The organism is Brevibacillus gelatini, from assembly GCF_050920745.1.
GTDB lineage: Bacteria > Bacillota > Bacilli > Brevibacillales > Brevibacillaceae > Brevibacillus > Brevibacillus gelatini.
In genome coordinates, this window is the sequence record NZ_CP154342.1 from 3,909,277 (window position 1) to 3,932,243 (window position 22,967).

Here is a 22,967-nt window from a genome sequence, read left to right on the forward strand (position 1 = left end):
AATCGACAAACAAAACCTTTCTCATCGGAGGAATTCATGCTTACTTTTGAAGAAAAACTGGCGATTATTGAATCATTTCCGCAACTGACTCGGCACAATGTCTCGCTCAAGCGGGTCAATTTTCACTACGAGGCAAGTCTGCACGACAAAAAGACAGTCGTTTACCATCTGCATCCGAATGGCAACGGCTTCGTATTTGCAGGCTTTTTGAAAGGCTATCCCAAAGACGAAAAAGGCTACGTCAACATTCGCGACTTCTCCGCAGAGGAATTGCGCGCGATCATCGAAGCTTCCATCCAGTCTCTCTCTGTCAAGCGCGAGCCGCAGCCAAAGACGGAAGCCAACGAGCCAGTCGTGCAAACCTGGGTCGACAAGGAAAATTCCACGCTGCTGCTGCAACAGGAGGACTCGCTGTGGAACGTCTACCACGGCATGAATCTGGAAGCTTCTTTTGAGTCATATGTAGAAGCGGAAAATTACCTGAAAGAAGAAGGCTTTTCCTTGCGCAAGTAGCTGGATTTTCCTTCCTCCAAATACGATCCTTTCACGGGTGCCCCCTCCTGATGCCATGTCAGGAGGTTTTTTTGCTTTGGCAGAAAATCTTGGCATATTCACGGGCCGTCTTTCACACATTAATAGAGGTGGCTGAAAAGCACGATGCCCCGCAAAGGAGGAGTTCATGTGTATTTCTCGAAGAAAGCAGTTGTTCCGGTCGAAGAAGAGGAAACAGATGTGTGGACGTGCAGCAATGATGGATGTTCGTGCTGGATGAGAGATAACTTTTCCTTTGACGAGAGGCCGAGCTGCCCTTTTTGCCATTCGAAAATGGTTAAGGAGACGCGGGTGCTTCCCGTTCTGGCCAATCACAGCAAGCGCCATTCATGATTCGCTCTTTCTTTTTTCTTGCGGGGATTTGTCCTCTTCTCTACAATTAAGCACATGACACGAACGATTGGTAGAGGAGATGCCCATGAACCGAAAAGAGATGGAAGAACAAGTCATCCAGGCTTATCAGCGCGATGAAGGCATGATGATTCTCGTCTTTGCCCAGTGGTGCGTCAACAACGGTCTGGATGCGCGCGAGCTGTACCGCCGAGCCTATCCCGCCCAGGGAGAAAACCATCTGCTGGCTCAAATGCTGGAAAATACGGTTCCCAAAGAGGAAGCAGAGGAAATTCCTGACGCCACCATCCTTGGCGTGCTGTCGCTGTTTGGCAACGACGATTTGGCCTTCGTGGTCAGCCAGGCGATTGCGGAGAGGAACAAGGCAAAAAAATAATGCCAAAAGCTGCACATTGTTGTGTGGCTTTTTTTCTTATCAAATCTAATTCAAAAATTCATTTTTTACGATAGGGGCAATTCGCTTTTATATTGTCTTGGCTTATCCGCTCTTTGACCGCCTCGCAAGCCGATGAACAAGTAAAGGGGAATGCCTATGTATACCGATTCAAAGATATTGAAGTCGCTGTTTTACATCCAGCTGTTCTCAAGCTTATTGGTTGTGGTCGGGCATTTTACGGCATCGGTGCTTTATTTCAACGATCCTTTCTGGGTTGTCGCCCTCAATCAGATCAGTCGTTACGGCACTGTGCTGCTGACAATCGCAACCGGCTATTTGACCGCCTATTCCTTTGAAGTCAAAAAGCCGCTGCCCCGCGATTTTTTTGCGGGCAAGGTCATGTACATTGTTCTGCCTTACCTGGTGTCGGGCATTCTGTATCACTATTTGCTAAAAAAGGCCATGCCCCATACGTTTGAGGATTTCGCCAACATTTTCTTGGGGAAAACGGGCGATCACCTCTATTTTGTGTTCATGATTTGCCAATATTACGTGTTTGCCTATATTTTTCGCAAGTGGATTACGAAGCAGAACATCCTGTACGTCATCTGGCTTTTGCTTGGCGTTCAGTACGTCTACATCAACTACCTGCACAAAGGATGGCTTGGCCTGTCCACCCGCCACATGCTGCCTAGCTGGATTTTCACGCTGTATATGGGCCATCTGTTGTACTGGTACCGGGAAGCCATTCTGTCTTTTTTGCGCAACAACCGCTCCGTCCTGATGCTCTCGACGGGCATTGCGACTGCTGCCGCCATGTTTTTTGTCGTCTCGAGCAAGCTGTATGTGGCGGTGCATCTGAGCTTCGTTTTTGCAACACTGCTGTCCTTTCTCGTGCTCATGGTCTTTTTTCTGGAACTGGTGGATCATCTTCGCCTCAAGTTCCGCAAAGGCTTGACCTATTTCATTTTCCTGTTTCACTCCGCCTTTTTGATCATGTTCAAAGATTTTTTGTTTGAGCAATACGGGGACGTCGCCTGGGTCTTTCAAAACACCTGGTACTCGCTTCTGTACCTGGGCTTGATCGTCGGATGTAGTTACCTTTTGGCGCTGCTATTGGTCTTTCTGGTGAAAGGGTTGGAGCAGTTGGGGGAAATGGGCAGGAAAGGACGGCGGGAACGGCTGCAATAAAACGGCGAGACGCCAACACAGAGAACGACCCGTTGACTTTCGTTGCGAAAGCACTGGTCGTTCTTGCGTTTTCCGGCAGGTTTCCGGAATGATTCTGCTTCCCTCTGCTAGGAATCTTTGAAGTACATGGAAAATACGGTTTTCCGGTCAGATGACTCGCACGTAATCACTCCGCCGTGCCTCTCGATAATTTCCTTGCAGACGTACAGCCCGATTCCCGTTCCCAGTTCTTTTGTAGTAAAAAACGGTTCGAAAATGACTGACAGCAAATCTGGCGGAATCTGCGGGCCATTGTTGGAGATCGTGATCGCTGTCATATCGTCGATGCGATGTCCGTTGATCGTAATTTCCTTGTCGCCGTTTTTGCGTTGCAGGACGTCGAGCGCATTGGAAATAATGTTGATGAACACTTGCCGCATCTCGTCCCGGTAGCCATCCAGAAGGAGTCGCGGGTCAATTGTGCATGTAATCTGCGCATTTACGTCCACGATGTTCGGATAGAGAAAGGAAAGTATTTCTTCAAATAGTAAAGCTATGCTAAATACTTCTTTGTTCTTATGTACGGCTCCTTTTTTGGAAACCAGCAAAAACTGGGACACACGGTAATTGAGCTGATTCAGCTCATTCTCGATAATATCCACGTACGGCAAGTCCGGATAGTCTTCTTTTAGCAAACGGGAAAATCCCAAGACGGCGGTCAGCGGATTGCGGAATTCGTGTACAAAGCTCGAAGCCATTTGCCCCAGGATCGTCAGCCTGTCCTTGTGCGACCGCTCTATATACAGCTTTTTTTCCTCCAGGTCGCTGTCTTTTAGCTCCGTGTACCTGGAAACGGTATGCACGAGAAAAACGTCGAAGCACTCGTTGATTTTTATCATGGCTTCCAAGAAAAGTTCTGCCGGAAATGAACCTTTTTGCAGCACTTGGAGCACCAACTCGCGGCCCAGGCACACATTAAATATGAAATCACCGATGTTGCTCTGCGCTTGATTCCGCTCATTCGCTACTTTAGAAGCGAACAGTTTAATATCCTCATGCGTAATCTTCGAACGGAGATAGTCGGCCACCATGCGGTACATGGCTTGTCCGTTCAGATGAATCATCCCGTTGAACTGGTCGTGCTCAGACACCATGCTCCGTTTCCTGAACTCTTCTACCACCGCTTCCTCGTGCTCGTCCAAAAAAAGTGCCAATTCGTCCAATGCCACCTGTCCCCACTCCGAATGATTAGCATAATTTTTCCGATAATAATATTCCAACTAATATTATACTATCACACCCGTTGGTGCGTGAATGACATTTACATGTCCTTTGTAAAATGGGCAAAGGGACAGCACGTTCGCTGCCCTTTGCCTGTGCATCCTGTTTTAGTTCAGCTTTACAATTGTCAGCGTCGCCCCGGCGCCTGTCAGCAAGGTAGCTGCTCCTAGCAGGCCGAAAAGTTGCAGGGTGATGGTCGACCCGGCGCTTAGCGGAGCGATTACGGTGTTGTGGAAGGAGGACAGAGATAGCACTGGTGAAACGACAGATGGAGCAAACGCGGTGCCGTTAATCATCAGCCGCGTGCTGATAGCCAGAGCAGCCGTCGTGTTGACGGAGTACGAGATCAGGTAGTTGCCTGCGGATGGGACGGTAAAGGTTGTGTTGCCCCCTCCGACGGTAATGCCGTTGAGCACCTGGTTGTTGGGCAGAGGGACGTTGGTTCCTCCCAAAACAACTGCAATCAAGGCACCTCCCGTGTTGGCGGCGAAGGCGTTGATGTTTGTGAAGACAGTTCCGGTGGGGCCTGTGGCTCCTGTTGCTCCGGTGGCTCCTGTTGCTCCAGTGGCTCCTGTCGCTCCGGTGGCTCCCGTCGATCCGGTGGCTCCCGTCGATCCGGTGGCTCCTGTCGCTCCAGTTACTCCCGTCGATCCAGTGGCTCCCGTCGATCCGGTGGCTCCCGTCGATCCAGTTACTCCCGTCGATCCGGTGGCTCCCGTCGATCCGGTGGCTCCCGTCGATCCAGTGGCTCCTGTCGCTCCGGTGGCTCCCGTCGATCCGGTGGCTCCCGTCTCTCCAGTTACTCCCGTCGATCCAGTTACTCCCGTCGCCCCTGTTTCCCCCGTGGCTCCGGTTACTCCCGTGGCTCCAGTTTCTCCCGTGGCTCCAGTGGCTCCCGTCTCTCCAGTGGCTCCCGTGGCTCCCGTGGCTCCAGTTGCTCCCGTCTCTCCAGTTTCTCCCGTCGCCCCTGTTTCCCCCGTGGCTCCGGTTACTCCCGTGACTCCAGTTTCTCCCGTCGATCCAGTTTCTCCCGTGGCTCCGGTGGCTCCTGTTGCTCCTGTTGCTCCTGTTGCTCCTGTTGCTCCTGTTGCTCCCGTCTCTCCAGTTACTCCCGTCGATCCTGTTTCTCCCGTCGCCCCTGTTTCCCCCGTGGCTCCGGTTACTCCCGTGACTCCAGTTGCTCCCGTCGATCCTGTTTCTCCCGTGGCTCCAGTTGCTCCCGTGGCTCCAGTTTCTCCCGTCGATCCTGTTTCCCCCGTCGATCCGGTGGCTCCCGTCGATCCGGTTGCCCCCGTGGCTCCGGTGGCTCCCGTCGATCCAGTTACTCCCGTCGCTCCAGTTTCTCCCGTCGATCCGGTTACTCCCGTGGCTCCGGTTACTCCCGTCGATCCGGTGGCTCCGGTGGCTCCGGTGGCTCCCGTCTCTCCAGTTACTCCCGTGGCTCCTGTGGCTCCCGTCTCTCCAGTTACTCCCGTCGATCCAGTTACTCCCGTCGCCCCTGTTTCCCCCGTGGCTCCGGTTACTCCCGTGACTCCAGTTTCTCCCGTCGATCCAGTGGCTCCCGTGGCTCCGGTGGCTCCCGTCGATCCGGTTACTCCCGTAGATCCGGTGGCTCCCGTGGCTCCGGTTACTCCCGTGGCTCCTGTTACTCCCGTGGCTCCAGTTTCGCCCGTGGCTCCAGTTGCTCCCGTCTCTCCTGTGGCTCCTGTCTCTCCAGTTACTCCCGTCGATCCAGTTACTCCCGTCGATCCAGTTACTCCCGTCGCTCCAGTTACTCCCGTGGCTCCGGTTACTCCCGTGGCTCCAGTTTCTCCCGTCGATCCAGTTACTCCCGTCGCCCCTGTTTCCCCCGTGGCTCCAGTTTCGCCCGTGGCTCCAGTTGCTCCCGTCTCTCCGGTGGCTCCTGTCGCTCCGGTGGCTCCTGTGGCTCCCGTCTCTCCAGTTACTCCCGTCTCTCCAGTTACTCCCGTCTCTCCAGTTACTCCCGTGGCTCCGGTTACTCCCGTGGCTCCTGTTACTCCCGTGGCTCCAGTTTCGCCCGTGGCTCCAGTTGCTCCCGTCTCTCCTGTCGCTCCGGTGGCTCCTGTGGCTCCCGTCTCTCCAGTTACTCCCGTCGCTCCAGTTACTCCCGTCGCTCCAGTTACTCCCGTGGCTCCGGTTACTCCCGTGGCTCCAGTTTCTCCCGTCGATCCGGTGACTCCCGTCGATCCGGTTACTCCCGTGGCTCCTGTTACTCCCGTGGCTCCAGTTGCTCCCGTCTCTCCGGTTGCTCCTGTGGCCCCGGTTGCTCCGGTGGCTCCGGTTACCCCCGTCTCTCCGGTGACTCCCGTCGATCCAGTTACTCCCGTGGCTCCTGTGGCTCCCGTAACTCCTGTTGCTCCAGTGGCTCCAGTTGCTCCCGTGGCTCCAGTTGCTCCCGTCTCTCCAGTTTCTCCCGTCGATCCAGTTACTCCCGTCGATCCAGTTACTCCCGTGGCTCCGGTTACTCCCGTGGCTCCAGTTTCTCCCGTCGATCCGGTTACCCCCGTCGATCCAGTTACTCCTGTGGCTCCTGTTGCTCCCGTAACTCCTGTTGCTCCAGTGGCTCCAGTTGCTCCCGTGGCTCCAGTGGCTCCCGTCTCTCCAGTTTCTCCCGTCGATCCAGTTACTCCCGTCGCTCCGGTTACTCCCGTGGCTCCGGTTACTCCCGTGGCTCCGGTTACTCCCGTGGCTCCGGTTACTCCCGTGGCTCCAGTGGCTCCCGTGGCTCCGGTTACTCCCGTCGCTCCAGTTACTCCCGTGGCTCCGGTTACTCCCGTGGCTCCGGTTACTCCCGTAGCTCCGGTTACTCCCGTGGCTCCAGTGGCTCCCGTGGCTCCGGTTACTCCCGTCGCTCCTGTTGCTCCCGTAACTCCTGTTGCTCCAGTGGCTCCAGTTGCTCCCGTGGCTCCAGTGGCTCCCGTCTCTCCAGTTGCTCCCGTCTCTCCAGTTACTCCCGTCGCTCCAGTTACTCCTGTCGCCCCTGTTTCCCCCGTGGCTCCGGTTACTCCCGTGACTCCAGTTTCTCCCGTCGCTCCAGTTTCTCCCGTGGCTCCAGTGGCTCCCGTCGATCCGGTTACTCCCGTCGATCCGGTGGCTCCCGTCGATCCGGTGGCTCCCGTCGATCCGGTGGCTCCCGTCGATCCGGTGGCTCCCGTCGATCCGGTTGCCCCCGTGGCTCCAGTGGCTCCCGTCGATCCGGTTACCCCCGTCGAACCCGTGGCTCCCGTAGTTCCTGTTTCCCCCGTCGCTCCAGTTGCTCCCGTAGTTCCTGTTTCCCCCGTCGCTCCAGTTGCTCCCGTGACTCCAGTTTCGCCCGTCGATCCAGTTGCTCCCGTGGCTCCAGTTGCTCCCGTCTCTCCAGTTTCTCCCGTCGCTCCAGTTACTCCCGTGGCTCCGGTTACTCCCGTGGCTCCGGTTACTCCCGTGGCTCCGGTTACTCCCGTGGCTCCGGTTATTCCCGTAGCTCCAGTTGCTCCCGTCGATCCAGTTACTCCCGTCTCTCCTGTTGCTCCCGTCTCTCCAGTTACTCCCGTCGATCCAGTTACTCCCGTCGATCCAGTTACTCCCGTCGCCCCTGTTTCCCCCGTGGCTCCGGTTACTCCCGTGACTCCAGTTGCTCCCGTCGATCCAGTGGCTCCCGTGGCTCCTGTGGCTCCCGTCGATCCGGTTACTCCCGTGGCTCCGGTTACTCCCGTGGCTCCGGTTACTCCCGTGGCTCCAGTTGCTCCCGTGGCTCCAGTTGCTCCCGTCTCTCCGGTTGCTCCTGTCGCTCCGGTGGCTCCGGTGGCTCCCGTCTCTCCGGTTACTCCCGTGGCTCCGGTTACTCCCGTGGCTCCTGTTGCTCCCGTCGATCCGGTTACTCCCGTGGCTCCGGTTACTCCCGTGGCTCCGGTTACTCCCGTGGCTCCTGTTGCTCCCGTCTCTCCGGTTGCTCCTGTGGCCCCGGTGGCTCCGGTGGCTCCGGTTACCCCCGTCTCTCCGGTGACTCCCGTCGATCCAGTTACTCCCGTGGCTCCTGTTGCTCCCGTAACTCCTGTTGCTCCCGTGGCTCCAGTTGCTCCCGTGGCTCCGGTGGCTCCGGTTACCCCCGTCTCTCCGGTTACTCCCGTCGATCCAGTTACTCCCGTGGCTCCTGTTGCTCCCGTAACTCCTGTTGCTCCCGTGGCTCCAGTTGCTCCCGTGGCTCCAGTGGCTCCCGTCTCTCCTGTTGCTCCCGTCGCTCCAGTTACTCCCGTCGCTCCAATTACTCCCGTCGCCCCTGTTTCCCCCGTGGCTCCGGTTACTCCCGTGACTCCAGTTGCTCCCGTCTCTCCAGTTGCTCCCGTCGCTCCAGTTACTCCCGTCTCTCCGGTTGCTCCCGTGGCTCCTGTTGCTCCCGTCGATCCGGTTGCCCCCGTGGCTCCTGTTACTCCCGTGGCTCCAGTTACTCCCGTCGCCCCTGTTTCCCCCGTGGCTCCGGTTACTCCCGTGACTCCAGTTTCTCCCGTCGCTCCAGTTGCTCCCGTGGCTCCAGTGGCTCCCGTGACTCCAGTGGCTCCCGTCGATCCGGTTGCCCCCGTGGCTCCGGTTACTCCCGTGGCTCCAGTTGCTCCCGTGGCTCCAGTTGCTCCCGTCGATCCGGTGGCTCCTGTCGATCCTGTTGCTCCTGTCGCTCCGGTGGCTCCGGTTGCCCCCGTCTCTCCGGTTACTCCCGTCGATCCAGTTACTCCCGTGGCTCCTGTTGCTCCCGTAACTCCTGTTGCTCCAGTGGCTCCAGTTGCTCCCGTGGCTCCAGTTGCTCCCGTCTCTCCAGTTACTCCCGTCGATCCAGTTACTCCCGTCGCCCCTGTTTCCCCCGTGGCTCCAGTTTCGCCCGTGGCTCCAGTTGCTCCCGTCTCTCCTGTGGCTCCTGTCGCTCCGGTGGCTCCTGTGGCTCCCGTCTCTCCAGTTTCTCCCGTCGATCCAGTTACTCCCGTCGCTCCAGTTACTCCCGTGGCTCCGGTTACTCCCGTGGCTCCAGTTGCTCCCGTCGATCCGGTTACTCCCGTCGATCCGGTTACTCCCGTGGCTCCGGTTACTCCCGTGGCTCCAGTTGCTCCCGTCGATCCAGTTGCTCCCGTCTCTCCAGTTACTCCCGTCGCTCCAGTTACTCCTGTCGCCCCTGTTTCCCCCGTGGCTCCGGTTACTCCCGTGACTCCAGTTTCTCCCGTCGCTCCAGTTTCTCCCGTGGCTCCGGTTGCTCCCGTCTCTCCAGTTTCTCCCGTCGCTCCAGTTACTCCCGTCGCTCCGGTTACTCCCGTGGCTCCGGTTACTCCCGTCGCTCCGGTTACTCCCGTGGCTCCTGTGGCTCCCGTCTCTCCAGTTTCTCCCGTCTCTCCAGTTACTCCCGTCGCTCCGGTTACTCCCGTGGCTCCGGTTACTCCCGTGGCTCCGGTTACTCCCGTGGCTCCAGTTGCTCCCGTGGCTCCAGTTGCTCCCGTCGATCCTGTTGCTCCTGTCGATCCTGTTGCTCCTGTCGCTCCTGTCGCTCCTGTCGCTCCGGTGGCTCCGGTTACCCCCGTCTCTCCGGTGACTCCCGTCTCTCCAGTTACTCCCGTGGCTCCTGTTGCTCCCGTAACTCCTGTTGCTCCAGTGGCTCCAGTGGCTCCTGTCGCTCCAGTGGCTCCCGTCTCTCCGGTTACTCCCGTGGTTCCGGTTACTCCCGTGGTTCCGGTTACTCCCGTGGCTCCGGTTACTCCCGTCGCTCCGGTGGCTCCCGTCTCTCCCGTTACCCCCGTGGCTCCAGTTGCTCCCGTGGCTCCAGTTGCTCCCCTCCCCGCCCCCGTAGCCCCAGTCGGACCTGTAGGCCCTTGCACGGTAGAAGCGTTTAACACAGCTTGCAGCTTGGCCTGCAGCAGCATCTCCTGCTTGATCGTTACATCGACCATTTCCCTTACACTTTGGTCGATCACCAGCAAATCATGAATGGTGGCTCCCGACACTCCGCTCACACCAGGCAGCGTGCCGAGCACGTACTGAATTTTTTCACCTTCCGCGTTCAATATATGGCTTAGTCCCAACTCCTCCATCGCGATGGAAGTCAAAAGCAGGTTGATCGCGTCCTCGCGCGTGATCGTCATAGTCGGACTGATATTTGGGATTTTCGGAAACGACATAACTCCCCTCCTTCCCGTGAAAAACGTAACCTTCCCTTCATCCGTAGTCCAGCCAGCGCCAGACCGCCCGCCCCACACTTTACCGTTCCTTCTTCCGCTTTTTCGCTGGCTCCACGGCCTTGTGGCTCTTTGTCTTCCCTGGAAAAACCCCTCGATTCAGCCAAGGAGCTGGATAACTGGCGGGGGTCTGAACAACGTGACGAACAGACTCCTTGGGTTTGCCGTACTTTTTCAAGGGGAGTACCGAGTCTTTCAGTCTTTGTTGAAACGAAGCAGAAAACGTCACGGAAGGAGAATAGTATACTTCCAGATTTTTCAAAGACGCATGAAGCGCGCTGCGTAACTCCTGCACAGATGTCTCCACCTCAAATTCCTGTTCGGCAAAAAGCGTCTGCAAAAAATCCGATTTTCGCAAAAGAATGCGGAAAAAGTCTTCCAACTGTTCGAGCATTTGGACGATTCGTTGTTCGGCCAGACGCTGTTCGTGCGGTGGGTGGCGGGGATTTGCCAGTTCTGGCATGATCTGCTCCGCCAAGCCAAGGAAAGCGAGTGCCACCGAGTATGTCGCCGTCCAGGAAAGCCGACATGCCTCGACGGCCAGAACAGCCTGCTCCGACTTTTCTCTCAGGCAATTCTCCCATTCAAAAAAAGAAGCCATCCCCTTTATCCGGCTAAAAGTTATCCAGTGTAACATCATCATCGCTTCCAGCCAAAGATTCGAAGATTGCAGCGCATGGAATAAAAGGGGGATCGCTTCTTCTTTTGGACGCATTTTGGCGGCAAGCAAAAAGGCTTTGGTGTGGCAAGACTGGCCTGCGACAAGGGTAGCTATTTCTTTTTCCATGGCAACAGCAGCAGCCAACAAACGCATTGGCCCATCTGCTCTCGCGATGTCTCCCTGACGATTTTTCCAATCCACCACACCTTCCACTACCCGGTCAAGCAATCTATTCTTCATGACAATCCCCGCTATTCTCGCTCGGATCGCACGTCTTTCTCTCCATTTCCAATATGTTGTCGAGCTTGAATTGCAGTAAGATTTGCTTGCTGATGATACTGCGCAGCATTCTTTCCACGCTCCTGTTAATGCGAAGCATATCCTCCAGACAAACGTTTTCTTTTTGCAGCAGACGCTGAATTTTTTCCCCTTCCGCATTCATAATATGAGACAGGCTGATTTCTTCCATGGCGACAGAGGTAAGCAGCAGATGAAACACTTCCTCGCGCGTCAACGTAATGCGCGGGGTGATGTCAGGCACATTCGGCATTGACATGTCTCACAACCTCCGTTTCCAGGTATGTAAAGCCACTTTTATCCCTCCAGGGACTGCGCTTCTTCCCGGCTGGCAAAGTACCTTTCGTTGTGCAGCACGCTCGGATGTGTCGGATGATACAGCTTTGACATCTCATGGTGAATTTTGGCCCGCCTGTACTCCCCAATCTGGTCGTAGCAGTAGCACAGCTGCAGATGCGGCAGCCACGACCAGGCCGCTTCATCTACCAACCCCATCATGTTCTGCGGGCGCTCCAGCAATGTCGCCTGCCGAAACCAGTAAATGGCCTTGGGAAAATCTTTTTTCTCCAGGAAAAAGGCCCCCAGCTTGCAGCAAAACTCAGCCCGCGGCGCGTCAAAGGCCAATGTTCTCACCAACGCCTGAATTTGCTTCTCGGGCTGCTTTAGCCGGGCGTAACAATCTGCCTGCTTGTAGCACGCCATGATCTGGTCCTCCACCCAGCCCAGCCCGCCATCCAGAAAGAGCTGATACTGCTTTGCTGCCTCCTCCAACCGACCGTGGTCGTACAGCTCGTTGGCAAAATAATACTGATCCCTCGGCGAAAACGGCTCCTGTCTCTCCTTGCGCTTCAGGTAAATTTGCAGGTTGCGATCCGTGTACGGCTTTTCTTTGCGGTGCGTCACTGCAATGTCGCTGTGCAAAGCTTTTCCCGCGACCTCCATATATTCGTGGACGACGCCTTGCCAGACGAACTGCCGCTGTCTTTTGACCAGACGGTTTCTCCGCAAATATTTGACAGGCATTCCTCTATCGTCAAACGCCAGGTGATACGGCATGGAAACGTAGTCGTAGTCGAACGGCTCCATGCTGCGCAAGGTCTGAAAACGCTCCCGGTCCGCCTCTTCGAGCACATCGTCGGCGTCGAGCCAAAAAATGTAGTCCTTGCTCGCTTTGCTGAAAGAAAAATTGCGCGCTGCCGCAAAGTCGTCGATCCAGGGAAAATCAAACAGCTTGGCCCCGAATGACCGGGCGATTTCTTTTGTCCGATCGTCTGAGCCGGTGTCGACGACGATGATCTCATCCACCAGGTCGTGCACGGTCGACAAGCATCGACCGAGCGTCTGCTCTTCATTGCGAACGATCATGCACAAGCTGACCGTGAACATGCAGATGGCCCTCCTTTGGCAAAATCTTTCTACCATCGTATTTCCAGGCCAAGCTGAATATGTATGGCGCCTCACATAACCGCAAGAGCGCGAGAATATGGTGTATCAAAAGGTTCCGAGCACAACGCAAGGAAGGTGATAGCGCCGATGACAACTCCGCTCCTGTCACTTTGCATGATTGTCAAGGACGAGGCCGACCAGATCGAAGCGTGTCTGGAAAGCGTGCAATCTGTCGTAGATGAGATGATCGTCGTCGACACAGGCTCAACGGACGGCACCCAAGAGCTTTGTCGCAAATACGGGGCAACAGTCATAGAAGTGCCGTGGGAAGACAGCTTTTCCAAAGCGCGCAACATCGGCCTGAACAATGCCCAGGGCAAGTGGATTTTATGGCTGGACGCGGATGAACAGCTGGAAAAAGAGGATCGGGAAGCTCTGCGCCGGGCAGCGATCTCAAGCGAGGCCGACGCGCTGTTTCTCAAGCTCATTCATTATCAGGGCCGACAAAAAGCAACCGCCTCCCTGCATCTGGCCAGCCGCTGCAGGCAAATCCGCCTTTTTCGCAACAAAAAGGGCTTCCGGTTTGTCCGGGATATTCACGAAGTGCTGCAGTGGCCCGCTTCGCTCCCGCAAAACCGCCCGATCCCGCTGTTGCCCGTGCGCATTTACCATTTTGGCTACATCGAGGAAGCCGTCACGCGAAAAAACAAGGCGCTGCGCAACCTGAAGCTGCTGCTGCGGGAAAGGGAAAATCCAGAGCGCGACCCGTGGTGCGACTACCATCTGGCCAGTGAATTTTACCGCCTGCAAAAATGGGAGCACGCCTTCACGCTCGTCAATCAGGCTTTGGAAGGCTTTCTCGCCAAACAGCAGCTCCCGCCCTCACTTTTTTACAAATTGAAGTACGAAATCTTGTTCAGGCACGGCAGCATGCGGGGCGCATGGCCAGGCATTGAATGCGCCATCCGGCTCTATTCGGACTATACGGACCTGCACTTTTACAAAGGCGTTTTCCTGATGGAGCACGGGCTGTACGCCGAAGCAATCAAGTCGTTCGAGCGCTGCCTGGAGATCGGGGAAGAGCAGTGGGAGCATCTCAGCCAGTTTGGCATGGGCAGCTTTCACGCCCTGCACTATCTCGGACGCTGCATGGAGCGCCTTGGCAAAAAGCAGGAGGCGCACGTATACGACCAGACCTCTGCCAATCTGCTGCGTACATACGCATACGCCAACACGCCAACGACCAGGGGGTGATTGAAATGACGACAAAACCGCGCATTCTCATTGGCAGCCCGGTTTGCCAAAAACCGGATGTGCTGCGCATGTTTTTGTTTTCGCTGGAAAAGCTCTCTACCTCGGCGCTTGCCATTCAGTATTTGTTTATCGACGACAATACCGACCCGGCTTCCAGCAAGCTGCTCCGCTGCTTTGCCGAAAAGCATCCTGGCCAGGTAGAGATCATCCGCAGCCAGGAGCCTCCGTCTACTTACACCTGCAACGAATCAACCCATGTCTGGACAGATGAGCTGGTCTGGCGGGTGGCCGGATTCAAAAACCAGCTAATCGCCCGCGCCAAAGAGGGCGGCTACGACGGGCTGTTTCTGCTGGATTCGGATTTGCTGCTTCAACCCGCCACCCTGGAGACGTTGCTCGCCGCAGACAAAGACATCGTCTCCGAAATTTTCTGGACGAGTTGGACGCCAGGCAGCCTCCCTGAGCCGCAGGTGTGGCTCACGGACCAGTACACGCAATACGAGCTGAAGCCGCGGGAAACACTCACCGCCAAGGAACAGTACCTGCGCACATACGCTTTTTACGAAAAGCTGCGCGTTCCCGGCCTGTATGAGGTAGGCGGCCTCGGTGCCTGCACCTTGATCCGCCGCAAAGCGCTTTTGGCCGGCGTCCATTATTCACGCATCCACAATGTCACGTTTTGGGGAGAGGACCGCCATTTTTGCATCCGGGCGGTCGCGCTCGGCTTTTCCTTGTTCGTCGATACGCACTATCCCGCGTTTCATCTGTACCGGGAAAGCGACTTTCCGGAAGCGATGGTCTGGATGAAGCAAATCTACGGCTCTGCGCCTGTCCGCGTCAAAACAACTCACGCGATCAGCGCACCCATCTCCCGCCCCAAAATTACGTTGTCCATGGTCATCCACAACGAAGCAGACAAACACCTCGCCCATGTGCTCAAAAAGCACCGGGAATACATTGACGAAGCCGTCATCATCGACGATGGCAGCACAGATGACAGCGTCGAGATTTGCCATGAGCTGCTAAAAGGGATTCCGCTTCATCTCGTCTCCAACCCGACTCCGCGCTTCACCAATGAGGTCGCCTTGCGCAAGCAGCAGTGGATGGAAACCGTCTCGCGCAATCCCGAATGGATCGTCAACATGGATGCCGACGAAGTTTTTGAGGACCGCTTCGCACTCGGCGTCCATGCGCTGCTCTCCAGAAAGCACGGCGATGTTTGCTGCTTCCGTTTGTATGACATGTGGTCAGACTCGCACTACCGCGAGGACCCGTACTGGCGGGCCCATCATGTGTACCGTCCGTTCATCATCCGCTACCGCCCGAATCACCGTTATCAGTGGAAAGAGCAGCCACTGCACTGCGGGCGCTTTCCCAGCAATATTTTCGAGCTGCCGTCGTTTCTCAGCCATTACCGCGTCAAGCATCTGGGCTGGTCCTCGGAAAAAATCCGCATGGAAAAGTACGCACGCTACAAACGTTTGGACCCGTCCGCCTTGTACGGATGGAAAGAACAGTACGAGTCGATTCTCGATGAAAAGCCAAACCTGGTGCCGTGGAAAGAGTGAGCGGCGAGAGCGCTCAAATCTCTCGCCGAAGCCCAACCGTTTTTCGCGTTCCATCCCACTCTACTTTCAGTCCCAGCAAGGCAGCCAGCTCTCTTGCGGGGGCAAAAGCTGTGCCGTTGTCGAACAGGCAGGCCAGCTTTTGCCCATTCACCGTAACAGTCCTGGTGTGCGGCTCCCAATCGACCTTTCCCCCGGCCGCCTCAGCGAGCGCCCGCACCGGGACGTAGGAAACGCCAGAGATCAGCTTGCCTGTCGTCGCCAGCGTCAGCTCGACTGCGATGGCAGAGTTATCAACAGCCACCTGTGGTTTTTGTGGAAAACCTGTTAGCAACCTGTGGACATCCTGTTTAAAAAGATTCCATGCCGCCAGCGCCGTTTTGCCCAAATAAGCTTGGGCCGTGCGGTCATCAACGAAAAAGGCGGGACAGTTTTTCCCTGTGATGTCGTAATGACGCCAGAGTTTATCCACAGTCCACCCGTAACGTTTTAAAATATCTGCTGCCAATTGGACCGTTAGCTGATACGTTTTGGCGAAGCTGCCGTCCGCATTGACGCACATCTCGATGCCGATTGTGCAGTCGTTCGGGTATTTGCTCAGCATGGCGACAGCTTCCGGCTTGTACGATTTCGCCCCGACGTGGTAGCCCATTTCGTTTTCCGGCAAACAACGGATAATCTGCCGGTCGTCGACAATGTAATGGGCGCTGGCCTCCGTCGTCGGCTTGTTGAAGTAGTTCCGGTTGGCGACAGCGTCGGCGCCTTTTTTCTCGTTGGCGGTCCAGTGGATGACCAGCCCTTTCGGAGTGATCGGGATGCCTGGCCTGGCTGTTTTGTTGGTGATAAGCATTTCGGTGATCTGCACTACTGCTCACTCTCCCTTTTCTCGGTCGTCTGTTTCCATAGCTGATGGGTAAGGCTGGCCACACCCGCAGCCAAAATGCCTTGCACAACGCTCTCGACCGTGACCGCCTGCAAAATACCGCATGCCAGCGCGATACCCGCCAGCATGAGCAGCCACGGAATGATCCAGTCCTGCACACGCGGCGTCCGCTTCAAGAAGTACCCCAGCACCAGAAGCACGACGACCACGATCAACGCCTTGTCTGCCATGTATTGCTGCGCTAACGCAAGAAGCTCTGACTGGTTCATTTTTCTATCCCCCCTTTAATCAGATTCCAGATGAGGGCAACGGCACCAAACAGCGTGCCGACGATCCACTTCTTGTCGTCTTTGGTTTGTCGTTTGTCTTCGTCCCATTTTTTCGCCAGCTCAGCCAACTGTTCGCTCAGCTCGTCCAGCCGCTTATGCGCCGCCTTCGTGCTCTGCAGCGCTTCAATTGCCAGCTTCTCCGTCTGCTCCAGCTTGCCGGACATGCTGGACAGTTGTTTGATCTCGGTTTCGATTTTGCCGATGGCGACTAGTATTTCGGTAATTCCTTTTTGCAAGTCTTTGATTTCGTCCACAGTCCGATCGCCTCCTCACCCCCTTGGGGTAAAAAAGTAGCCCCGCTTGGCGCGAGGCTTGCTTTCTGTATTGGTGTCATGAAAAAACGCCCTCTCCGCTTTGGAAAAGGCGCTATGCCAACGGTGCTCCGTCGGTACTCAGACCTAGAGCTTCCAGTTCTTCTTTTACTGCTGGTTTCAGGGGTGTTGGCACGCTGTCGTATGTGCGGCGGCCGGCGACGATCAGGGCTACGTAGATTGCTACCACGGGTTTCTCACCTCCCTTCAGTGGAACGTGCCAGATGCCAAGGTTAACCAGCGCTGATTTCAGCATCCAGCATCAACTGTACTTCCTCTCGCAGACGGGTTGGGCCTGACTTAATTCCCGCCTTTCTGTCTTGACCGCACGATCGTAGCTTGCGGCTACTACGATGTTTCTCCCATCAGCTGTTCTTTCAGATGAAGCAACTCCTCATACAGTTGAGCAGTGGCCTCCATGATCGTAAGCTTGTCTTCTTTTTCGGCTGCCAGCTCCGCTTCCAGCCTGACGATCTTCTGTTCCGGCGTTTCCTGCTGCTTTTTCCGGATTTCTGTAATGGACTCTTGATTGCTGAACTTCATCAATCGAACGCACCTCCGTATCCGTAGACATGTACCCGCTGATCGGCAGAGCCTTTGGCAATCGTCACCCATACGCAAACAGCCCAGTCGTCAGCCGTCTTGGTCGTGTTGGTGAACAAATAACCACGTCCGCCGATGACAGCCCCGGTAGCATCCTCCCACGTTGGCTGTGCATCGAGATAGTTGTTTGTGACCCGTACGCTCTCAATCGAGGAGCCAGGCGGCAAGTATCGCTCCAGCGTGACAAGGATTCGATTGGGCATGCCGTCGACGGTGAAAAAGGCTTGTACATCTGGATTGTCATAGTCCAGCATGAACTCGATGTGTGTTTCGGTACGCGTAAAAGTGTACACGCGCTCTGACGACATGCCCGCGCTATCCGTAGCGACGATTTTCGCCTGGTGCGGCACGTCCAGATCAAGCCTGATCCATGCATCGTGTGTCAACTGGAAGGTGTATTCCTGGCCTGCTTCGCCTGTGAAAGACCTGACTTGCTGGCCGTTGAGGTACTCTGTAAAGGTGAAGGTGTTGCCTTCTGGATCGGTGGCTGAGTAGGTGATTGTCGGTCGCTCCGTGATCGTTCCAAGATTGCCATTTTCGCCGCTGATCGTAGGCGGGCGGTTCCAGATCACTCGGAATTTTCGGGCGACCTCGACACTTTTGCCACCCTTGTCGTCCTCGGCCCATACTGTTAGCGTGTGGTCGGTGTTCTCCGCCAGGTCGACGCCCGTAACGTCCGTGGAGCCGTCCCACAGACGCTTGTTGCTGTAGGTAAGGCTCTTGGCAAAAGAAATAGGCGTGCTTCCGTTGGATACTCCGGATTGCAACGCCCTTGGCGTGCTGTTGTTGATCTTGTACTTGATGGTCACTACATTGCCGTTGTCTGAATCGGTTGCGGAGCCTTCGAGCTGGAGGGGGTGGACTTCCGCTAATGTTTGATTATCCGAAGGGTTTGTAAGTGTAATGGTTGGAGATTGATTCAGTATAATTGAGTCGAATTTAACGGCAGATGCTTGTGTATCTCGATAAATCCAACCTATAAGACTATTATGTTCTTTTTCCATTACAGATGGATAATGCGCATGTGCGCCAGCCGTAGTATTATTCGTAATTTTTTCAATTGAACCCCATGAACCATCGTAAATAATCCTTCTGATATTTTCAGGAAGTCCAGATGTTGTTCCACCTGCAAAAAAGACATAGAGTCTATTTTTTGAATCTACTGTAATAGTAGCTCCATATTGGGCAAACGTGCTTTCGCTAGTTAGTTTTTCCATAGTCGCCCATGTTACGCCACCATCTATTGATTTACTGTAACGGATGTTTTCTATATTTTGAGTAGAATCCTTCCCATGCCACACCACATGGATCACACCATCATTATCTACGACAGCACAGGGGCTGGATTGAGGGTAAGTAGTAACTACGTAAACTGTTTTGTTGCCAAATCCATTTACAGGGAAAGCACTACCAGTAAGCTCTTGTGTCGTAAAAGTAGTTGTGAAAACCATAATTCGCCTACTACTAGCAGAATTTTCACAGAAAATGAAAGGCTTATCATTTCGAACAACAATGCATGGATTCTGGGCGTGTATATTAGTTCCGCCATTGGCTGTAACCTGCGTCACACTACCCCACGTCACATTTCCATTCTCATCAACAATTCCCTTTGCGTAACGGATGTTGAACGAGTTAGGGTAATTGCTGTTTTTTGATGCCCATGCTGCGTGGAGTTCAGTTCCTGCTTCGTTGATGGCGAGGGAGACCCCGGGGCCAATATCGTTTTGACCTGATTCGATAAAAGCGACCCTGGAAATCTCGGAGTCCGTTTGTGTCGCAGCATCAAATTTGTAAAAGTCACCCGCAGTTCCGCTAAATTGAACTAGATACACTATAGTATCTTTACATGCAATTGCAAAGTTACCTACATCCGTTACTCCTGCATAAGTCCACCCAATCCGCTGCCATGTCTGCCCATTATCTAAAGACTTGAAAAAGTAAACTTTCAAGTCGGATGTATTTCTTATCGCCGCAACAAACCACCCATTGCTCAATCGAACTAATTTTCGCCCGCCGTTGCCGGACGTGTCATACGGCTGGTTGACAACCGTTACCGGTGTTGTGATTCTCGCCATGTTCCTCCCCCTCCCGTCTCAAAATGGAAACCGTTATCGGCAGGATTACTCATTTTTCCTACACCTCCAACCGACTCTGCGCTTCGTTATAGTAGCCTCGAATCACCTTAATTCCCTCAATCGTAGACAAGTCATCCTTGAAATGGTTATACAAAAAATTCTCCGGCAACGTACTCTCCATCACGTTCACGCGCGTTTTCAGGTTCGAGACGTCGGCTGCGAGAACAGCAATCTGTCCATGTGCGTCTGCAATCCCTTGCTCCCACCGATTAATATCCACTTCCGTTACCGGATCATCCTGCTTCCAGTCCGTCTTTGCAATGTACGTCACCCTATGCCCCTCCTTTCACTTCAAAAACAAACGTCAGATCCACAAACTGCGCCCCGTCCATTTCGATGCCGACCGCCTTTTCCGCAACGACCGCACCCGTGCTGGTCCGCAACTTAGCGCTCGTAATCACCGGAACACTGGCAACGTACTGCGCGGAAACCTGCAGCGCAATCACATCCTGCATACCAGCAACCGGATGCGACGAGATCGCTACAGCCCGAACAGGAACAGAAACGGTATCGTTCAGCAAAATATCCCCGCCTGTCACCCGCGCCAGCAGATCGTCCCGTACAGTCTGCAAGTAGCTCTGTGCAATCATCTGACGACCTCCTCGTATCGTTTAATCGGGGTCATCCCCACGCGAAATTCCCTTACCTTGTGATACTCCTTCACTCCAACGACCAGCACGTCCCGCAGCTCGATGCGCTCCGCTGACACAGGCTCAAAAGCAACCCCATTGCAATGAACAGGCCGGATTTTCTCGACAGCCTGTACAGCGTTTTTGGTATCGAAAAGATCCTCCACCAGGTAAACATACCGGATTACTTTATTATCAAAATCCTCGATCATCCGTACTCGTTTAGTGTCCGACGAACTGTAACCGATCGCCCGCAGCACGCTCGGCGTAAACCCAAGGTACGCCCAATGCTTCTGCTGGATGTTCTTGCGCCGCTCCTCTACACTCAAAAGCTGCTTTTTCCCGAAGTAAATCCAGTCCCAAATATCCAATCCCCACGTAGCCGACAACGGACTGAACTGCCGCAGCAGGTCTTCCCGCTGCGTGTTAAACGCATCTACCGCCGACGCCGCGCCCTCAAAATGATACTCCGCAACCTCATTCTCATACCAGTAAGGCGGCAGCATCTGCCTGTACCGTTCAGGGATCATGCCGTCACCACCAGTTGCAGAGTGGCGACACAATCAGCAGGCACGGTCAGGTTGGCTTCGCCGCCGTTCAGCGTGTAATCGGTAAAATCCTCTACGCCGTCCACGAAAAAAAGCGCCCCGATCTGCTGATACACGATCTGGGAGCGCCCTTTCAGGTACGTTTTCACTTGCGAGGCGATTTGTTCTTCGACTTGGGCCAGTTCGGCTTCCGGTCGCAAAATGACCTTCACGGCGACTGTTACCGGGAAAATATTCGCCGGAAGCACCTGCAGGTCGTGCAGCGCACGCCGCTTGTCTTCCAGCTTGCTGCGAACCTGCGCGGCCAATTCAGAAGTGGCGGGCTGTCCTTCCAGGTCCGTGATAAACACGTCGATGGAAAGATCGTGCCGCGCCTTTTCAATCGCAACGGCTCCGCCTACGCCGTCCACGTTCCGCGCCCAACGCTCGTAGTCCTGGCGGCGTCCGTCGCCTTCATCGCTGCGCGCCCGGTCGATGAGTCGCTGGCGATAGGCGTCGTCTGTCTCTTCCTCATTGCGAGTCAGACCGAAAAAGACGCCTGCCGCATCCAAAAACTCGCCGTCCGCCCAGGGAAGAAAGCCTTGCAAAAAGCCGTATTCCAAAAGCTGCTGCTGCTCGCTCAGCTCTTCTGCAATCGGGTAAGCCAAATCGTAATGGATTTCCCCCTCATCTGTAGCCGGCGGCGTCTCCCCGCGCTTCTGGGCGAGCGCCGCCATCCGGTTTGCCATCCGCTGGTAGATTTGCTCCGGCGTTTCGCGGAGAATCGGCATCTCCGGCTTTATTAACGTTTCCATGCATCCACCTCCATTCGGGTTGTGCCGCGAACTCCTTCAATCTCCAAATGCATGACGACCCTGTCTCCCTGAAAGCGAATGTCCTGCACCTGCGCCCGCTCAATTTCGCTGTGGGCTTCCAGCGCTTCCTCGGCTTGCGCTTTGATGACAGACAGCGACAAGCCCGAGCGCATTCTGCCTTTTTCGGCCAAAAAATCGACGCCGTACCGCTCCGAGTAGATCGCGTAGCGGAAACGGCGGGTGCGGAGAATTTTTTGCACCGCTTCCTGCAAGTATTCCTCGTATGTCTTCGTGCGCACATACCTGCCATCCGGGCCTTGCATCAACTGCTTGGTTTCCCAATCGAACCGATACGTCCAGGGAATCGGCACATCCGCCTTGGACGGGAGCAGGCTCTCTTCCGTGCCTTGCAACTGTGGAAACATCACTCCACCACCCCGAGCAGAAGGTACTGATCGTTTGTGCAATGAAGCACGGCGACCTTTTTGCCTACATCCTCCTGGCGCAATTGGGCAGAGCGCAGGACGACAATCTCGTCTGGCTCCAATGGCGTCGGGTCTTCATCGAGCTTGACAGACAGCGGGGACAGCGACAAAAGCCGTCCCAGCTCGCCCTGCGTGTTATTCAGGCCGTCGCGGGTGTATCCTTTCAGCTTTGCAATAACTGATTGCATCGTTACGTCCTCCTTTCCAACTGGAGATCCATCGTGTATTGGCCGCCTTTCCAGTGCGCCTGGCAGCTGGTGACGATCCAGTCGGTAATCGTTTGGTTGTTCTTTTCCATGATCTTGACCAGCCAGCCCGCGCGAAGCCGCGCCGCTTGCTCGTCCTCATGCCGAACGGTAATCGAGCGCGTCCGGGGGATTTTGGACAGCTCGGCAAGCTGTTTTGCGGCCAGAGCGGCTACATTTTTGTCCTCGCCCGCGTCGATGACCTTTTGCATGCGGCCAATCTGCTTGACGAGGCTCTCGTTTGCCTTCGTCGCGCTGCTCGCCACCTGATCGCCCCGATAGCGTTCTACGGTGACAACCGTGTAGACATCCTCGATGCTCTCTCCCGTCGAGCTGCTTGCAAGCATGCTTGCCTTGAACATGGGCACGATGCTGTTTTTTCCCTCCGGCAAAACGGTCAGCTTGTCGCGCTGGTACTGCACGAAATAGCGGATGCCCGTCTTCTCGTAGGCTTGTTCTGTCAGCGAGGTGAACAACGACGTATACGATTGCGGGAAAACGCGCTCTTTGACCGTAAAACCAAAGGGCGGGCAACTGAAGTTGACTCCCGCCGCCTTGATGATGCGCGAAAGTTCGGTTCCGGCATCGCCGTTCAGCTTGATCCGCGAGATTTCGTTTTTTTGCAGGTACCAGCCCAGCTCGTATGCGGTTGCGGACAAGTCTCCTGTCCGGTCGTCGCGCTCCAGGCGGACAAGCGGGCCGTGGAAAAATTGCTGCGCTTCCTTTAGCTGCTCGCCTGAAAAGAGCATGAGAAAGCCCGCCGTTTGCAGCGGCGGGGCCTCCTTGATTTTCAACTCTGCCTGTTGGGCAATCTGGCCGCGGGACGAAGACCAGGACAGCTCCGTGACAGCCAAAGAAAGGTCGTAGCGGGTCTGCTCCTTGCCGTATATGACTTTCATC

General features: G+C 55.3%; 24 protein-coding genes. 6 read left to right on the forward strand and 18 right to left on the reverse strand.

Annotation, left to right across the window (positions count from 1 at the left end; genetic code table 11):
• Positions 1–36: 36 nt before the first annotated feature.
• The 4 genes from AAFJ72_RS18830 (at position 37) to AAFJ72_RS18845 (ending at position 2,470) form a co-directional block, all read left to right on the forward strand.
• Positions 37–513: a hypothetical protein gene (locus AAFJ72_RS18830; RefSeq protein ID WP_432775252.1), complete on the forward strand. Its 477-nt coding sequence runs from the start codon at positions 37–39 to the stop codon at positions 511–513.
• 168 nt (positions 514–681) lie between these two features.
• Positions 682–885 (forward strand): cold-shock protein, encoded by a 204-nt coding sequence (locus AAFJ72_RS18835; RefSeq protein WP_122903041.1) that lies wholly within the window; start codon positions 682–684, stop codon positions 883–885.
• Positions 886–970: 85 nt separating this feature from the next.
• A complete protein-coding gene (locus AAFJ72_RS18840) occupies positions 971–1,279 on the forward strand; it encodes a hypothetical protein (RefSeq protein ID WP_432775254.1) in 309 nt (102 codons plus the stop codon).
• A gap of 156 nt (positions 1,280–1,435) precedes the next feature.
• Entirely contained in the window at positions 1,436–2,470 is a 1,035-nt protein-coding gene (locus tag AAFJ72_RS18845) for an acyltransferase family protein (RefSeq protein WP_432775256.1), read from the forward strand.
• A 107-nt stretch (positions 2,471–2,577) separates the two neighbouring features.
• Here AAFJ72_RS18845 and AAFJ72_RS18850 read toward each other — a convergent pair whose 3' ends face one another.
• The 5 genes from AAFJ72_RS18850 to AAFJ72_RS18870 form a co-directional block, all read right to left on the reverse strand.
• Positions 2,578–3,678, reverse strand: a complete 1,101-nt coding sequence (locus AAFJ72_RS18850) for a histidine kinase N-terminal domain-containing protein (protein ID WP_432775258.1) — start codon at positions 3,676–3,678, stop codon at positions 2,578–2,580.
• A 159-nt stretch (positions 3,679–3,837) separates the two neighbouring features.
• Complete coding sequence (locus AAFJ72_RS18855) at positions 3,838–9,885, reverse strand: hypothetical protein (protein ID WP_432775259.1); 6,048 nt, start codon at positions 9,883–9,885, stop codon at positions 3,838–3,840.
• 79 nt (positions 9,886–9,964) lie between these two features.
• Entirely contained in the window at positions 9,965–10,843 is an 879-nt protein-coding gene (locus tag AAFJ72_RS18860) for a hypothetical protein (RefSeq protein WP_432775261.1), read from the reverse strand.
• The gene (locus AAFJ72_RS18865; RefSeq protein ID WP_432775262.1) at positions 10,833–11,159 is read right to left on the reverse strand and encodes a hypothetical protein; all 327 of its coding nucleotides are present in this window, start codon (positions 11,157–11,159) and stop codon (positions 10,833–10,835) included. Before AAFJ72_RS18865 ends, AAFJ72_RS18860 begins: the two co-directional genes overlap by 11 nt.
• Positions 11,160–11,197: 38 nt before the next feature.
• Positions 11,198–12,286 (reverse strand): glycosyltransferase, encoded by a 1,089-nt coding sequence (locus AAFJ72_RS18870; RefSeq protein ID WP_432775263.1) that lies wholly within the window; start codon positions 12,284–12,286, stop codon positions 11,198–11,200.
• A gap of 147 nt (positions 12,287–12,433) precedes the next feature.
• On the opposite strand from AAFJ72_RS18870, the gene AAFJ72_RS18875 reads away from it, so the two are divergent.
• Both AAFJ72_RS18875 and AAFJ72_RS18880 read left to right on the forward strand, forming a co-directional pair.
• Positions 12,434–13,540, forward strand: a complete 1,107-nt coding sequence (locus AAFJ72_RS18875) for a glycosyltransferase (protein ID WP_432775264.1) — start codon at positions 12,434–12,436, stop codon at positions 13,538–13,540.
• Between the two features lie 5 nt (positions 13,541–13,545).
• Positions 13,546–15,108 (forward strand): glycosyltransferase, encoded by a 1,563-nt coding sequence (locus tag AAFJ72_RS18880; RefSeq protein WP_432775265.1) that lies wholly within the window; start codon positions 13,546–13,548, stop codon positions 15,106–15,108.
• A 13-nt stretch (positions 15,109–15,121) separates the two neighbouring features.
• Here the strand turns inward: AAFJ72_RS18880 and AAFJ72_RS18885 are convergent, their stop codons facing one another.
• The 13 genes from AAFJ72_RS18885 to AAFJ72_RS18945 all read right to left on the reverse strand — a co-directional run bounded on the left by AAFJ72_RS18885 (position 15,122) and on the right by AAFJ72_RS18945 (position 22,966).
• The gene (locus AAFJ72_RS18885; RefSeq protein WP_432775266.1) at positions 15,122–15,970 is read right to left on the reverse strand and encodes an N-acetylmuramoyl-L-alanine amidase; all 849 of its coding nucleotides are present in this window, start codon (positions 15,968–15,970) and stop codon (positions 15,122–15,124) included.
• A complete protein-coding gene (locus tag AAFJ72_RS18890; protein ID WP_122903751.1) occupies positions 15,970–16,257 on the reverse strand; it encodes a phage holin family protein in 288 nt (95 codons plus the stop codon). The genes AAFJ72_RS18885 and AAFJ72_RS18890 overlap by 1 nt, the downstream gene beginning before the upstream one ends.
• Positions 16,254–16,571, reverse strand: a complete 318-nt coding sequence (locus AAFJ72_RS18895) for a DUF932 domain-containing protein (protein WP_122903750.1) — start codon at positions 16,569–16,571, stop codon at positions 16,254–16,256. The genes AAFJ72_RS18890 and AAFJ72_RS18895 overlap by 4 nt, the downstream gene beginning before the upstream one ends.
• 112 nt (positions 16,572–16,683) lie before the next feature.
• Positions 16,684–16,884, reverse strand: coding sequence for a CD1375 family protein (locus AAFJ72_RS18900; protein WP_432775267.1), 201 nt, complete (start codon positions 16,882–16,884; stop codon positions 16,684–16,686).
• A 92-nt stretch (positions 16,885–16,976) separates the two neighbouring features.
• Positions 16,977–17,174 carry a hypothetical protein gene (locus AAFJ72_RS18905; protein WP_432775268.1) on the reverse strand — a complete coding sequence of 66 codons (198 nt, stop codon included), beginning with the start codon at positions 17,172–17,174 and terminating at the stop codon, positions 16,977–16,979.
• The gene (locus tag AAFJ72_RS18910; protein ID WP_432775269.1) at positions 17,171–19,306 is read right to left on the reverse strand and encodes an Ig-like domain-containing protein; all 2,136 of its coding nucleotides are present in this window, start codon (positions 19,304–19,306) and stop codon (positions 17,171–17,173) included. Before AAFJ72_RS18910 ends, AAFJ72_RS18905 begins: the two co-directional genes overlap by 4 nt.
• 58 nt (positions 19,307–19,364) lie before the next feature.
• On the reverse strand, positions 19,365–19,637 hold the full coding sequence (locus AAFJ72_RS18915) for a hypothetical protein (RefSeq protein ID WP_432775270.1): 273 nt from the start codon (positions 19,635–19,637) through the stop codon (positions 19,365–19,367).
• Between the two features lies 1 nt (position 19,638).
• On the reverse strand, positions 19,639–19,956 hold the full coding sequence (locus AAFJ72_RS18920; protein WP_432775271.1) for a hypothetical protein: 318 nt from the start codon (positions 19,954–19,956) through the stop codon (positions 19,639–19,641).
• Positions 19,953–20,525, reverse strand: a complete 573-nt coding sequence (locus tag AAFJ72_RS18925) for a hypothetical protein (protein WP_432775273.1) — start codon at positions 20,523–20,525, stop codon at positions 19,953–19,955. Before AAFJ72_RS18925 ends, AAFJ72_RS18920 begins: the two co-directional genes overlap by 4 nt.
• Positions 20,522–21,337, reverse strand: a complete 816-nt coding sequence (locus AAFJ72_RS18930) for a baseplate J/gp47 family protein (RefSeq protein WP_432775274.1) — start codon at positions 21,335–21,337, stop codon at positions 20,522–20,524. Before AAFJ72_RS18930 ends, AAFJ72_RS18925 begins: the two co-directional genes overlap by 4 nt.
• The gene (locus AAFJ72_RS18935) at positions 21,325–21,762 is read right to left on the reverse strand and encodes a DUF2634 domain-containing protein (protein ID WP_432775275.1); all 438 of its coding nucleotides are present in this window, start codon (positions 21,760–21,762) and stop codon (positions 21,325–21,327) included. The genes AAFJ72_RS18930 and AAFJ72_RS18935 overlap by 13 nt, the downstream gene beginning before the upstream one ends.
• A complete protein-coding gene (locus AAFJ72_RS18940) occupies positions 21,762–22,010 on the reverse strand; it encodes a hypothetical protein (RefSeq protein WP_432775276.1) in 249 nt (82 codons plus the stop codon). Before AAFJ72_RS18940 ends, AAFJ72_RS18935 begins: the two co-directional genes overlap by 1 nt.
• 2 nt (positions 22,011–22,012) lie before the next feature.
• On the reverse strand, positions 22,013–22,966 hold the full coding sequence (locus tag AAFJ72_RS18945) for an XkdQ/YqbQ family protein (protein WP_432775277.1): 954 nt from the start codon (positions 22,964–22,966) through the stop codon (positions 22,013–22,015).
• Between the last annotated feature and the right edge of the window lies 1 nt (position 22,967).